Origin of the sequence: Xanthomonas sp. MUS 060 (assembly GCF_000963215.1) — a bacterium.
In the GTDB taxonomy this organism is placed as follows: domain Bacteria; phylum Pseudomonadota; class Gammaproteobacteria; order Xanthomonadales; family Xanthomonadaceae; genus Xanthomonas_A.
Map to the genome: position 1 here is coordinate 370,772 of NZ_JZIM01000001.1, position 13,611 is coordinate 384,382.

Sequence of the window (13,611 nt, forward strand, 5' to 3'; positions counted from 1 at the left end):
TAAAAACAAGCGGGAGAGTATGAAGCGTTTGAATTTTTGCGTCAAGTCAATTGTCAAGAGGATGTCTGCATGAGTGCGCCGCGCATGTTCCGAGGGCTGCTCTCGTTCAGCAGTATGACCATGGTCTCGCGGGTGTTGGGCCTGGTCCGCGATCAGGCCATCAACTACGCTTTCGGCGCCAATGCCACCACCGACGCGTTCTGGGTGGCGTTTCGCATCCCGAACTTTCTGCGCCGCTTGTTTGCCGAGGGCTCGTTCGCCACCGCCTTCGTACCGGTGTTCACCGAGGTGAAAGAGACGCGCCCGCATGCCGATCTGCGCATGTTGATGGCGCGTGTGTCCGGCACGCTGGGCGGGATTTTGCTGCTGGTGACTGCGTTGGGGCTGCTGTTCACCCCGCAGGTGGCGCTGTTGTTCAATCCCGGCGCTAGCCACGACCCGGTCAAGTTCGGCCTGATTGTGGAGTTGTTGCGGCTGACGTTTCCGTTCCTGTTGTTCGTCTCGTTGACCGCGCTGGCGGGGGGGGCGTTGAACAGCTTCCACCGCTTTGGCCTGCCCGCGTTGACGCCGGTGATCCTCAATCTGTCCATGATCGTCGGTGCGCTCTGGCTGGCGCCACGGTTGCAGGTTCCGATCCTGGCGATGGGCTGGGCGGTGCTGGTCGCTGGCGCGCTGCAGTTGCTGTTCCAATTGCCGGCGCTGCGCGGCATCGATCTGTTGACTCTGCCGCGCTGGGGCTGGCGTCATCCGGACGTGCGCCGGGTGCTGACCCTGATGGTGCCGACCCTGTTCGGTTCCTCGATCGCGCAGATCAACTTGCTGCTGGATACGGTCATCGCCTCGTTTCTGTATGCCGGCTCGCAGAGTTGGTTGTCGCAGGCCGACCGCTTCTTGGAGTTGCCGCTGGGCGTGTTTGGGGTGGCCTTGGGGACGGTGATCCTGCCGGCGCTGTCGCGGCATCACGTCAAGACCGATCATGCGGGCTTCTCCAATGCGCTGGACTGGGGGCTGCGCATCACGCTGCTGATCGCGGTGCCGGCGATGCTCGGGCTGATGTTGCTGAGCCAGCCACTGGTGGCGACCCTGTTCCAGTACGGCAAGTTCACCGCCTTCGACACGCGCATGGCGGCGATGTCGGTGTTTGGGTTGAGCTTCGGCCTGCCGGCGTTCGCGTTGCTGAAGGTGCTGTTGCCGGCGTTTTATTCGCGCCAGGATACGCGCACTCCGGTGCGCGCCGGCGTTGTCGCGTTGGTGGCCAACATGGCGTTGAACCTGCTGCTGCTGGCGATTCTGTATCAACTTTGGGTGCCGGCCGAACTGCGCACACAGGGTGTGCGTGCGGCGCTCGCCGCGCAGCCTGGGCTGCATCTGGCGTTGGGTCTGGCCAGTGCGGTGGCCAGTTACCTCAATCTGTCGCTGTTGTGGCGCTGGTTGCGTCGCGACCAGGTGTATCGGCCACGACCGGGTTGGGGAGGGTATCTGCTGCGGCTGGGTCTGGCCTGTGCGGCGATGGCGGCGGTGCTGGTGTTGGGGCTGTATTGGCTGCCGGCGTTCACCAGCATGGACAAGTGGCACCGCATCGCTGGCTTGCTGTTGTTGGTCGGTGGTGGTGGTGGGATCTATCTGCTGGCGTTGTTGGCGCTGGGATTCCGGCCACGGGATCTGCGCGAGGGGTGAGTGTGGCTGTCTTGCGCGCGTGCGTCCCCTTCTCGCGGCTGTCGAAGAGGTAGGCGATGCCAGCGCCATTGCGATGCCAGGACGTTGCGGCGTGCTCCCTCTTTACCTCAAGGCCGCATGGTTCATGGTGGGCTGGGCTGGGCGCCGTGATCGCGTTTCACTACGGGTTGCTTCCCCGCGCGCCGGGTCCCACCCGTTATACTCGACTGTTACGCATCAGTTTATTGGCCGGCTCATCAGTGCTGGCGCTTCGGATCGAGGAATGAGCAGGCTGTTTAGAGACGTCGAGGGCGGGACCCTGTTCCCGCAGGGAAGCGTAGTCTGCATCGGCGCCTTCGATGGCCTGCATCTGGGTCATCGCGCGCTGGTGCGGCAGGCGTCGGCGCGCGCCCGCGCGCTGGGCGTGCCGACGGTGGCGCTGAGCTTCGAGCCGTTGCCGCGCGAGTTTTTCGCCCCGGATGCGCCACCACCACGGTTGACCTTGCCGCGTTCCAAGGTGCAGGGCTTGCAGCAACTCGGCATCGACAGTGTCGGCCTGCTGCGTTTTGATCGGCGCATGGCATCGATGACGGCGGAGGCGTTCGTGCAGCGCGTGCTGGTCGAGCGTCTGCGCGCGCGCGAGGTGTGGATCGGCCCGGCATTTCGCTTCGGCCACAAGCGCGCTGGCGACATCGTGCTGTTGCGTGCGCTGGGGGCGCAACTCGGTTTCACCGCCGACGAGATCGCGCCGGTGCATCTGCGCCAGGAGCGTATCTCCAGTACCCGTATCCGCCAGTTGCTGGTGGCCGGGGAATTCGCCCATGCCGCCGAACGACTAGGACGGCCGTATGCGATCGGGGGACGGGTGGTGCGTGGCAAGCAGCTCGGGCGCACGCTTGGTTATCCCACCGCCAACCTGCGGTTTGCGCGTACTCCGGCGTTGTCCGGTATCTATGCCACCTGGGTGCACGGAGCGGCGGCGCAGCCGTGGCCGTCGGTCTCCAGTTTCGGTACCCGTCCGACCGTGCAGGGCGTGGAGCCGCTGCTGGAGGCGCATTTGTTCGATTTCCAGGGTGACCTGTATGGTCGACATCTGGAGGTGGAGTTCGTCGCCAAGTTGCGCGACGAGGAAACCTTTGCCGACCTGCCGGCGCTGACCGCACAGATGCACCGCGATGCCGAGCAAGCGCGACACCTGCTGGCCACGGCGGGCCTGCCCCCCATGTCCGCTGCCGCGTGCACGGATTCCCCCATGAAGACCACCGACCGGTAAGACCCCGTGACCCAGGACTACAAAGCCACCCTCCATCTGCCGGCGACCGATTTTCCGATGCGCGGCGATTTGCCCAAGCGTGAGCCGGACACGCTGGCCCGCTGGGAGAGCGAGGGGCTGTACGCGCAACTGCGCGACAACGCACGGGGCCGGCCATTGTTCGTGCTGCACGATGGCCCGCCGTATGCCAACGGGGCGATTCATCTCGGGCATGCGGTCAACAAGATCCTCAAGGACATCATCGTCAAGTCCAAGTACCTTTCGGGGTTCGACGCGCCGTATATCCCTGGCTGGGACTGCCACGGCCTGCCGATCGAAATCGCGATCGAGAAGAGCTTCGGCAAGGTCGGGGTCAAGCTGGATGCGGTGCAGTTCCGGCAGAAATGCCGCGAGTACGCCAATGCGCAGATCGATCTGCAGCGCCGCGACTTCAAGCGACTGGGCGTGATCGGCGACTGGGACAACCCCTACCGCACGCTGGACTTCCATTTCGAAGCCAACGAGATCCGTGCGCTGGCGAAGATCGTCGACAACGGTCATCTGACCCGTGGCGTGAAGCCGGTGCACTGGTGTTTCGACTGCGGTTCGGCCTTGGCCGAGGCCGAGATCGAATACGCCGACAAGCAGTCGCCGACGGTCGAGGTCGCCTATCCGGCGCGCGATCCTGTGGCGCTGGCCGCTGCGTTCGGCGTGGTCTTGCCGGACGGTGTGGAGGTCGCCGTGCCGATCTGGACCACCACGCCGTGGACGCTGCCGGCTTCGCTGGCGGTCGCGCTGGGGCCGACGCTGCTGTATGCGCTGGTCGAAGGCCCGGCCCACGAGGGACGCCGCCGCTGGTTGGTGCTGGCCGACGCGCTGGTCGAGCGTGCATTGCCGCGTTATGGGGTCGGCGAGGTGATGGTGCATGCTCGCGTCGTCGGCGCGGCGCTGGAACATCAGTTGCTGGCGCATCCGTTCTACGACACCCGCGATATTCCGCTGATTCTTGGCGAGCACGTGTCCGATAGCGACGGTACCGGCGCAGTGCATACCGCGCCCGGCCACGGTCAGGAGGATTACGTCGCGGCCAAGCCATACGGGTTGCTGGAGCGCTACAGCGCCGCGCAGATCAATCCAATCGATGCGCGTGGCGTGTATCTACCCTCGACACCGGCCGTCGATGGCGTGGAGCTGGCCGGGGTACAGATCTGGAAGGCCAACGACCTCATCGCCGACGTGTTGGCCGCGCGCGGGCAACTGCTGGCGCGCGCGAGCATGGTCCACAGTTATCCGCACTGCTGGCGGCATAAGACGCCCATTGCGTTCCGCGCCACGCCGCAGTGGTTCATCTCGATGGAGCAGGCCAACCTGCGTGCCGATGCGCTGAAGGCAATCGAGGACGTCCACTGGTACCCGGCCTGGGGCCAGGCGCGCATCGTCGGCATGGTCGCCGGACGCCCGGACTGGACCATTTCGCGTCAGCGCACCTGGGGCGTGCCGATTGCGCTGTTCGTGCATCGCGACAGTGGCGAGCCGCATCCGCGCAGCGCCGAGTTGATGCGTCAGGTGGCCGACCGGGTCGAGCAGGGCGGGGTGGACGTGTGGTACACGCTCGACGCCGCCGACCTGCTCGGCGAGGAGGCCGCCGATTACGAGAAGATCACCGACATCCTCGATGTCTGGTTCGATTCCGGCATCACCCACGAGGCGGTGCTGAGCGAGCGTGGCCTGCCCAAGCCGGCCGACCTGTACCTGGAAGGTTCGGACCAGCACCGTGGCTGGTTCCAGTCCTCGCTGCTGACCGGCGTGGCGCTGGATCAGACCGCGCCGTATCGGCAATGCCTGACGCATGGTTTCACCGTGGACGAGCATGGCCGCAAGATGTCCAAGTCGCTGGGCAACGGCATCGAGCCGCAGGACATCATGAAAACCCTGGGTGCGGACATCCTGCGCCTGTGGATCGCGTCGGCGGACTACAGCAACGAGATGTCGCTGTCGCAGGAAATCCTCAAGCGCAACGCCGATGCCTACCGACGTTTGCGCAACACCGCGCGCTTCTTGCTGGGCAACCTGCACGGCTTCAACCCGGCCGAGCACCTGCAGCCGCTGCCGGAGCTGGTCGCGCTGGATCGCTGGATCGTGCATCGCGCCTATCTGTTGCAGGAACAGATCAAGGCCGCCTACGCGCGTTACGACTTCGCCGCGATCGTGCAGGCGTTGCTGAATTTCTGCAGTGTTGACCTGGGTTCGTTGTACCTGGACGTGACCAAGGATCGTTTGTACACGATGGCCGAGGATGCGCATGGCCGGCGTTCGGCGCAGACCGCGATGTTCCATGTGGCCGAGGCGTTCGTGCGCTGGATCGCCCCGATCCTCAGCTTCACCGCCGACGAGTTGTGGGGCTATTTGCCAGGTGCGCATCTGCGCAACGTGCTGTTCGCGACCTGGTACGAGGGCCTGGCACCGTTGCCGGAGGATGCGGCGCTGAGCGCGGTCGATATCGAGCGCTTGCTGGCGCTGCGCGAGCAGGTGGCCAAGTTGTTGGAGCCGATGCGCAGCAACGGTGTGATCGGCGCCGCGCTGGAGGCGGAGATCACCATCGCCGCCGACGCGGCGACCGTGGCCTGGTTGCAGCCGCTGCAGGAAGAACTACGTTTCCTGTTCATTAGTGGCGACGTGGTGGTGCGCGAGGCCAGTACCGAGGAGATCTTCGTCAGTGCCGAGGCCACCAGCAAGCCCAAGTGCGTGCGCTGCTGGCACCACCGTGCCGACGTGGGGGCTGACCCGGCGCATCCGCAGTTGTGCGGGCGCTGCGTCAGCAACATCGCCGGGCCGGGTGAAGTGCGGCGTTGGTTCTGAGTTGTCCCCACGTGGCGGAGGCGGCGTGACCGCATCCGCCGCTAGCATCCTGGTTTCTTTTTTCATTCGCCCAAGGCAGAACGAGCACATGACCGCACGCCCCACTCCTTCCGCGCTGATCTGGCTGTTGCTGTCGGCGTTGGTGATCGGTCTGGACCAGTGGAGCAAGGCCTGGGTGCTGTCCAGCCTGCCCGAGTTCACGGCGGTGACGGTGATCCCCGGTGTCTGGAACTGGTACCGCACCTACAACACCGGCGCGGCCTTCAGCTTTTTGAGTCAGGCCGGTGGCTGGCAGTTGTGGTTCTTCACCTTACTGGCGCTGGGCATCAGCGGCCTGCTGGGCTGGTGGCTGGCGCGCACCCCGCGCGGCGAATGGCGCAGCGCCGTGCCCTATGCGCTGGTGATCGGCGGCGCGATCGGCAACGTGATCGACCGGCTGCTGCACGGCCATGTGGTCGATTTCATCCAGTGGTATGTGGGCCAGCATTATTGGCCTTCGTTCAATCTTGCCGATTCGGCCATCGTCGCCGGTGCCATCGGGATCGCATTGTTCGGATTTTGCGACGGCAAGGTGAAGCGAAAAGCAGGATAATCCAACTTGCTCTCCCCTAGCGAAGCGCTTGTCATCAACGGCGGGCGGATCTGATCTATGCACGTCTTGCTTGCCAACCCCCGCGGCTTCTGTGCCGGCGTCGATCGCGCGATCGAGATCGTCAAGCGCGCCATCGAGACGCTGGGCGCACCGATTTACGTGCGCCACGAGGTGGTGCACAACCGTTTCGTCGTCGACGACCTCAAACAGCGCGGTGCGATCTTCGTCGAGGAACTGGACGAAGTGCCCGATGGCAATACGGTGATCTTCAGTGCCCACGGCGTGTCCCAGGCGGTGCGGCAAGAGGCCGAGCGGCGCGGTCTGAAAGTGTTCGATGCGACCTGCCCGCTGGTGACCAAGGTGCATTTCGAGGTGGCTCGGCATTGCCGTGCCGGCCGCGATGTGGTGCTGATCGGCCATGCCGGTCACCCGGAAGTGGAGGGCACGATGGGGCAGTGGGACCGCGAGCGCGGCAGTGGCCGCATTTATCTGGTCGAGGATCTGGAACAGGTCGCCACGCTGCAGGTGCAGCAGCCGCAGAACCTGGCCTACACCACCCAGACCACGCTATCGGTGGACGATACCTACGGCATCATCGAAGCCCTGCGCACGCGCTACCCGGCGATGCAGGGGCCGAAGAACGACGATATCTGCTACGCCACCCAGAACCGCCAGGATGCCGTGCGCGATCTGGCGCGGCAGTGCGATCTGGTGTTGGTGGTCGGCTCGCCGAACAGTTCCAATTCCAACCGACTCAGCGAACTGGCGCGCCGCGACGGCGTGGAATCGTATCTGATCGACGGCGCCGACGAGATCGACCCGGCTTGGGTGACCGGCAAGCGTCGCATTGGTCTGACCGCTGGCGCCTCGGCGCCGCAGGTGCTGGTGGACGGTGTGGTCGCACGCCTGAGCGAACTCGGCGTTGAGGGCGTGTCCGAACTGGATGGCGAACCGGAGTCGATGGTGTTCGCCCTGCCCAAAGAGTTGCGGCTGCGTCTGGTCGATTGACCGGATGCGGGCGGCCCCCTAGAATTCGCGATCCCGCCGGAATAGCTCAGTTGGTAGAGCGGCGCATTCGTAATGCGTAGGTCGTAGGTTCGATTCCTATTTCCGGCACCAAAGATCATTGCAGCACAGGGCATGGGGTCCCGCTTGGCGTGATCCTGGCGGGACGCCATCGTTCCAGCCTTTCGGATGCAGGTGCCTATGGCCCACGTCCGTTGATGCTCGATCCGCCAGGTCGCTGGATAGCTCCCTCCCCAGTGCGCATCCATTCCAGGGGCGACAGATTGGTCTTGCCCTGCTAGCCGGTACATTAATTAGCCAGCGGTCAGCGTGTCAGCGCCAGCTAGTTGTGCTCGAACACCATGCCTGCATGCAATCTGCGTTGATGACGGCAGTGCGAGTACTGCCAGTCGGTTTAGCCCGTCCGGCTGGCGAGCGCGGCTCCCAAAATCCGCTCGCTGCGAGCGTCGGTCAGCAATGTCGTCAGCGATCGCCCAGGTTGGAACGGGATTCATTGCCACCCATGATCTGACTCGGCACGAATGCGTTGCACGCGACATCCCAAATTGCTGGTTAACGCCCCACGATTGGGTGGCTGAAGTCGCAATCAGAAAACCTTTCAGGAAAATTAAATTAGTTAAATTTGAAGGCTGTTTTTGCGTATCTTGCCATGCCGTTACATTAATTGGGATGTGTATCCATGCTGTGCGGTAGACAGTTGATTTGCGGGCATTGACACATGTGGTGATCAAGTAAATTATCGCTGATAAATAAATTTGACCTTCCCGTGATCCGTTTGGCCTGAGCCTTTACTATCGGCGCATGGTTCAATAAGTGCCACGCCGTCTTTCAGTAACAGTGTGGATGTCAGTACATGGCGGCATAAGCGATGGGGGTTTGGATTGTTTCCCCATTCGATTAGTTAGACTCACTCAATACGGTAGACAGTTGATTTGCGGGCATTGACACATGTGGTGATCAAGTAAATTATCGCTGATAAATAAATTTGACCTTCCCGTGATCCGTTTGGCCTGAGCCTTTACTATCGGCGCATGGTTCAATAAGTGCCACGCCGTCTTTCAGTAACAGTGTGGATGTCAGTACATGGCGGCATAAGCGATGGGGGTTTGGATTGTTTCCCCATTCGATTAGTTAGACTCACTCAATAACTTACTTCTCTGATTTTTATTAATGGGAGTAAATGATAATGTCCACGAACATGCATCGGTATGCAGCCTGTCTTGCACTGCTAACGGGCTGCGCCTCGCTGGCTCACGCCGCGCCCACTTGCACCAATCCGGTGGGGAAATGGAAAAATGAGCTGGGCTCCACGCTCATTGTTTCGGAGTTTGATGCTCCTTCCGGGAAGATATCAGGTAACTATATCTCGCCTTCCGGAACCACCGGTGCTACGTATCCGATGGTCGGGTGGATTAACAATGCTCCAGCCAGCAAGTCAAACAACCGGACTGTATTCACTTTTTCCGTGCGATGGGGTAGCTATGGCAGTGTCACCGCCTGGACCGGCACCTGTATCGATGGAACAAGCTACAAGCCAGCGGTTATTACGACACTCTGGCATCTGGCGCGAGGCAGCTCCGATTATTCCTGGGATCACGTGCTGACCAATAGCGACGGTTTTGTTGCCTTGCCCGACTGACCGGCTAACCAGCCGCTGCGCAACCGATTCCAGGTACGAAGATTTTCCCATGTTTTATTTCAAACATGTGGGACCTACATGGCCAGAGGAAAATATCCGTTTGAATCGGATATCTCCTTTGGCCATTTTTTATCTGCTCGGCCTGCCGAAAGTGATCCGGACCGATAACGGTTGCGATGCATGCTTCAACGCGTAGGGGTTTCCGGCTCTGCCGCATGCGCGCACCGACAGAGCGCTGGCGACGCATCTATCACGAGGGGCAATCTCATCTTGCCTAGCAGCGCATCCAGCCCGGAGCGGCTTGGATTGCATCCATCTCATTGTTTGGTGAGACGTTGACGTCCGGAACGGTCCATCGACCCACTGCGACCCCATGTCGCAGCCCGGTGCGGCAATGTGTCGCACATCAAACCGGGGCGTTGCGCCCGCTTTGGCAGGGCCATGGCTTCCGGAATTGTGGCAGGGCGGCATAAAATACCCAGGTGATCGCGCAGGCCGGTCCGGATGCGGCGGTAGATGCGGACGGACCTTGCGTGGCACGCCGCCCTTGCTCGGGTGGTTCGCATTCCTTTACGCAAGTTGGATCGTTCGATGATTCCGTTGAAACAACTCCGGCGTTCGCTGCGCTCCGGTCTGCTACTACCGGCCGCGCTGCTGTTGGCCGGCTGCGACTCGGCCATCCTCAACCCCAGGGGGCAGATCGGCCAAGACGAGAAGACGCTGCTGATCACTTCCGTCGTGTTGATGCTGTTGGTGGTGATCCCGGTCATCGTGATGACCCTGGCGTTCGCCTGGCGCTATCGCGCCTCCAACACCAAGGCCCGCTACGAGCCGAACTGGTCGCATTCCACCGCGATCGAAGTGGTGGTGTGGTCCATCCCCTGCATGATCATCCTGGTGTTGGCGGTGCTGACCTGGCGCTCTTCGCATGCGCTGGATCCGTACAAGCCGCTGGAATCGCAAGTCAAGCCGATCACCATCGAGGCGGTGGCGCTGGACTGGAAGTGGATGTTCATCTACCCCGAGCAGGGCATCGCCACGGTCAACGAGATCGCCTTGCCGGTGGATACGCCGATCAATTTCAAGATCACTTCGGACACGGTGATGAACTCGTTCTTCATCCCGCATCTGGGCACGCAGATCTACGCGATGGCCGGCATGGAGACCAAGTTGCACCTGATCGCCAACGAACCGGGTGAGATGTTCGGCCTGTCGGCGAATTACAGCGGCCACGGCTTCTCCAAGATGGGCTTCACGGTGCACGCCACCGACCGTGCCGGCTTCGATGCCTGGGTGGCCAAGGTCAAGGCATCGCAGAAGACGCTGGACCAGGACCAGTTCCAGGCGCTGGCCACCGACCGCAACGACAAGGACGCCTATCCGGTGACGTACTACGCCTCGGTGCAGAACGGCCTGTTCAAGTCGTTGATCGACAAATACATGATGGGCAAGGGCCACAACATGGAAGGCCACCACGCCCATCCGGCATCGGCTGTCGAGCCGGTCGCCATGTGCACTTCTGGAGACAAGTGATGTTAGGCAAACTTACGCTCGAGGCGGTTCCGTACCACGAGCCGATCATCATGGCCGCCCTCGGGGGCGCCAGCCTGTTCGGCCTGCTGGCCGTGGCGGCGGTCACCAAGTACAAAAAGTGGGGCTATCTGTGGCACGAGTGGTTGACCTCGGTCGATCACAAGCGCATCGGTGTCATGTACATCGTGGTGGCGCTGATCATGCTGCTGCGCGGTTTCGCCGACGCGGCGATGATGCGGACCCAGCAGGCCATGGCGCACGACGGCAATCCGGGCATCTTCCCGCCGCATCACTACGATCAGATTTTCACCGCGCATGGCGTGATCATGATTTTCTTCATGGCCATGCCGTTCATGACCGGCTTGTTGAATCTGGTCGTGCCGCTGCAGATCGGTGCGCGCGACGTGGCCTTCCCGTTCCTGAACTCGCTGAGCTTCTGGCTGTTCGTGTCCGGTGCGGCGCTGGTCAACATCTCGTTGGGCGTGGGTGAGTTCGCGCAGACCGGCTGGCTGGCGTATCCGCCGTTGTCGGAGCTGCAATACAGTTCGGGTGTCGGGGTGGATTACTACATCTGGGCGTTGCAGATTTCCGGCCTTGGCACATTGCTCACCGGCGTCAATTTCTTCGTGACGATCATGCGCATGCGCGCGCCGGGCATGACCTTGATGCGGATGCCCATCTTCACCTGGACCGCGCTGATCACCAACATCCTGATCATCGCCGCGTTCCCGATCCTGACCGTGGCGCTGGCGCTGCTGGGTGCCGACCGCTACCTGGGCACGCACTTCTTCACCAACGACGGTGGCGGCAACGCCATGATGTACGTCAACCTGATCTGGATCTGGGGCCACCCGGAGGTGTACATCCTGATCCTGCCGGCGTTCGGCATTTTCTCCGAGTTGATCGCCACGTTCAGCCGCAAGCGCCTGTTCGGCTACGCCTCGATGGTGTATGCGACCTCGTGCATCGGCGTGTTGTCGTTCATCGTGTGGTTGCACCACTTCTTCACCATGGGCTCGGGTGCCAACGTCAATGCCTTCTTCGGCATCACGACGATGATCATCTCGATCCCGACCGGGGTGAAGATCTTCAACTGGCTGTTCACCATGTTCCGCGGTCGCGTGCACATGACCGCGCCGGTGCTGTGGACGATCGGCTTCATGATCACCTTCACCATCGGCGGCATGACCGGCGTGATGCTGGCGATCCCGGCAGTGGATTTCGTGTTGCACAACAGCCTGTTCCTGATCGCGCACTTCCACAACGTGATCATCGGCGGCGTGGTGTTCGGTTATCTGGCGGGCCTGACCTATTGGTTCCCGAAGGCGTTCGGCTTCAAGCTCAACGAAACGCTGGGCAAGGCGTCGTTCTGGTGCTGGATTATCGGCTTCTTCATCGCCTTCATGCCGCTGTACGTGCTCGGTTTCATGGGCATGACCCGGCGCATGAACAGCTACAACCATCCGGAATGGGCACCGTGGCTGATGGTGGCGGCGGTGGGTGCGGCGATCATCGGCGCCGGTATCTTCCTCAACCTGCTGCAGATCGTTTACAGCATCTGGAAGCGCAAGGACAACCTGGACCTGACCGGCGATCCATGGAATGGCCGTACCTTGGAGTGGGCGACGTCCTCGCCGCCGCCGTTCTACAACTTCGCCGTGCTGCCGCGCATCGACGACCGCGACCAGTTCTGGGAAGACAAGGCCAAGGGCAAGGGCTGGCCGCGTCCGGCCAAGTACGAGCCGATTCACATGCCGCGCAATACGGCGGCTGGATTCTGGATCGGTGCCTTCGGCGTGGCCCTGGGCTTCGGTTTGACCTGGCATATCTGGTGGATGGCGCTCGTCGGTCTGGTCGGCATGGTTGGTAGCTTCATCGCCCGTACCTTCGACGACGATATCGACTACTGGGTCCCCGCAGAGGAGGTGGAGCGCATCGAGAACGCGCGTTTCGCCCTGCTGGAACAGCAACAGGCGGCGCATGCCGCAAAGGCGCTCTGAACCATGGCTTCCACGACGCTCGATCACCACGCCGACCACGCGGGCGGCCACGATCACGATCACGCACATCACGACGCGGGCGGTAGCACCGTCTTCGGGTTCTGGGTCTACCTGATGAGCGACTGCCTCATCTTCGCCGGCCTGTTCGCCACCTACGCGGTGCTGGCGGGCGCGACGGTGGATGGCCCGACCGCCAAGGAACTGTTCGACCTGAAGTTCGTGTTGGTGGAAACCTTCCTGCTGCTGTTCAGCAGCTTGGGCTTCGGTCTGGCGATGATTGCCGCGCACAAGCGCAGCATGGGCGGCCTGTATGCCTGGCTGGCGATCACCGCAGCGCTGGGCCTGGGCTTTCTGGGCATGGAGCTTTACGAGTTCCACCACCTCATCCATGAAGGTGCCGGTCCTGGCCGTAGCGCGTTTCTCTCGGCCTTCTTCACCCTGGTCGGTACCCACGGTCTGCACGTGGCCTCGGGCTTGTTGTGGATGACGGTGCTGGTGATCCAGATCGCCAGAAACGGCTTGACCCCGCGCAACAGCACCCGTCTGGCCTGCCTGAGCTTGTTCTGGCACTTCCTCGACGTGATCTGGATCGGCGTGTTCACCATCGTTTACCTGCTGGGAGCGCTGTAATGGCCCACCATCCTTCTTCTGACGCGCATGCCGACCAGTCGCATGGCAGTAGCCTGAAGTCTTATCTGATCGGTTTCGTCCTTGCGGTGATTCTCACCGTGATCCCGTTCGGCATGGTGATGAGCGGTGCATTCCCCAAGGGGGCGACGGTCATCGTCATCGCGGTGATGGCCGCAGTGCAGATGCTGGTGCATCTGGTCTACTTCCTGCACATGGACCGCTCGCCCGAACAGCGCTCCAACGTGCATGTGGGTCTGTTCTCCTTGCTGATCATCGGCATTGTGGTCGTGGGCTCGCTGTGGGTCTTGCACAACCTCAACGTCAACATGATGCACTGACCGCACCCAGTGACTTGCGTGCTGCGACAGGCCGCCTGCGGGCGGCTTGTCGCATTTTGTGGCTGGCGCCGGCGTTGCGTGCGTGG

10 protein-coding genes and 1 tRNA gene are annotated in these 13,611 nt (G+C 62.2%); all 11 read left to right on the forward strand.

Annotated features, from left to right (window positions below; translation table 11 throughout):
• Positions 1-84 precede the first annotated feature (84 nt).
• The gene (murJ, locus tag XANALMUS060_RS01745) at positions 85-1,677 is read left to right on the forward strand and encodes a murein biosynthesis integral membrane protein MurJ (RefSeq protein ID WP_152640371.1); all 1,593 of its coding nucleotides are present in this window, start codon (positions 85-87) and stop codon (positions 1,675-1,677) included.
• Positions 1,678-1,939: 262 nt separating this feature from the next.
• On the forward strand, positions 1,940-2,929 hold the full coding sequence (locus XANALMUS060_RS01750; protein WP_045736873.1) for a bifunctional riboflavin kinase/FAD synthetase: 990 nt from the start codon (positions 1,940-1,942) through the stop codon (positions 2,927-2,929).
• A gap of 6 nt (positions 2,930-2,935) precedes the next feature.
• Positions 2,936-5,767 (forward strand): isoleucine--tRNA ligase, encoded by a 2,832-nt coding sequence (ileS, locus tag XANALMUS060_RS01755; protein WP_045736874.1) that lies wholly within the window; start codon positions 2,936-2,938, stop codon positions 5,765-5,767.
• An 88-nt stretch (positions 5,768-5,855) separates the two neighbouring features.
• Positions 5,856-6,359, forward strand: a complete 504-nt coding sequence (gene lspA, locus XANALMUS060_RS01760; RefSeq protein ID WP_045736875.1) for a signal peptidase II — start codon at positions 5,856-5,858, stop codon at positions 6,357-6,359.
• Positions 6,360-6,416: 57 nt separating this feature from the next.
• The gene (ispH, locus tag XANALMUS060_RS01765) at positions 6,417-7,367 is read left to right on the forward strand and encodes a 4-hydroxy-3-methylbut-2-enyl diphosphate reductase (protein ID WP_045736876.1); all 951 of its coding nucleotides are present in this window, start codon (positions 6,417-6,419) and stop codon (positions 7,365-7,367) included.
• A gap of 35 nt (positions 7,368-7,402) precedes the next feature.
• Positions 7,403-7,478, forward strand: a tRNA-Thr gene (locus XANALMUS060_RS01770).
• A 1,090-nt stretch (positions 7,479-8,568) separates the two neighbouring features.
• Positions 8,569-9,024 carry an avidin/streptavidin family protein gene (locus tag XANALMUS060_RS18125; protein ID WP_082064844.1) on the forward strand — a complete coding sequence of 152 codons (456 nt, stop codon included), beginning with the start codon at positions 8,569-8,571 and terminating at the stop codon, positions 9,022-9,024.
• 591 nt (positions 9,025-9,615) lie between these two features.
• The gene (gene cyoA, locus XANALMUS060_RS01775) at positions 9,616-10,557 is read left to right on the forward strand and encodes a ubiquinol oxidase subunit II (RefSeq protein WP_045736877.1); all 942 of its coding nucleotides are present in this window, start codon (positions 9,616-9,618) and stop codon (positions 10,555-10,557) included.
• Positions 10,557-12,557, forward strand: a complete 2,001-nt coding sequence (gene cyoB / locus XANALMUS060_RS01780) for a cytochrome o ubiquinol oxidase subunit I (RefSeq protein WP_045736878.1) — start codon at positions 10,557-10,559, stop codon at positions 12,555-12,557. The genes cyoA and cyoB overlap by 1 nt, the downstream gene beginning before the upstream one ends.
• A 3-nt stretch (positions 12,558-12,560) precedes the next feature.
• Positions 12,561-13,187 (forward strand): cytochrome o ubiquinol oxidase subunit III, encoded by a 627-nt coding sequence (gene cyoC / locus XANALMUS060_RS01785; RefSeq protein WP_045736879.1) that lies wholly within the window; start codon positions 12,561-12,563, stop codon positions 13,185-13,187.
• Complete coding sequence (gene cyoD, locus XANALMUS060_RS01790; RefSeq protein ID WP_045727124.1) at positions 13,187-13,525, forward strand: cytochrome o ubiquinol oxidase subunit IV; 339 nt, start codon at positions 13,187-13,189, stop codon at positions 13,523-13,525. The genes cyoC and cyoD overlap by 1 nt, the downstream gene beginning before the upstream one ends.
• Positions 13,526-13,611: the final 86 nt, after the last annotated feature.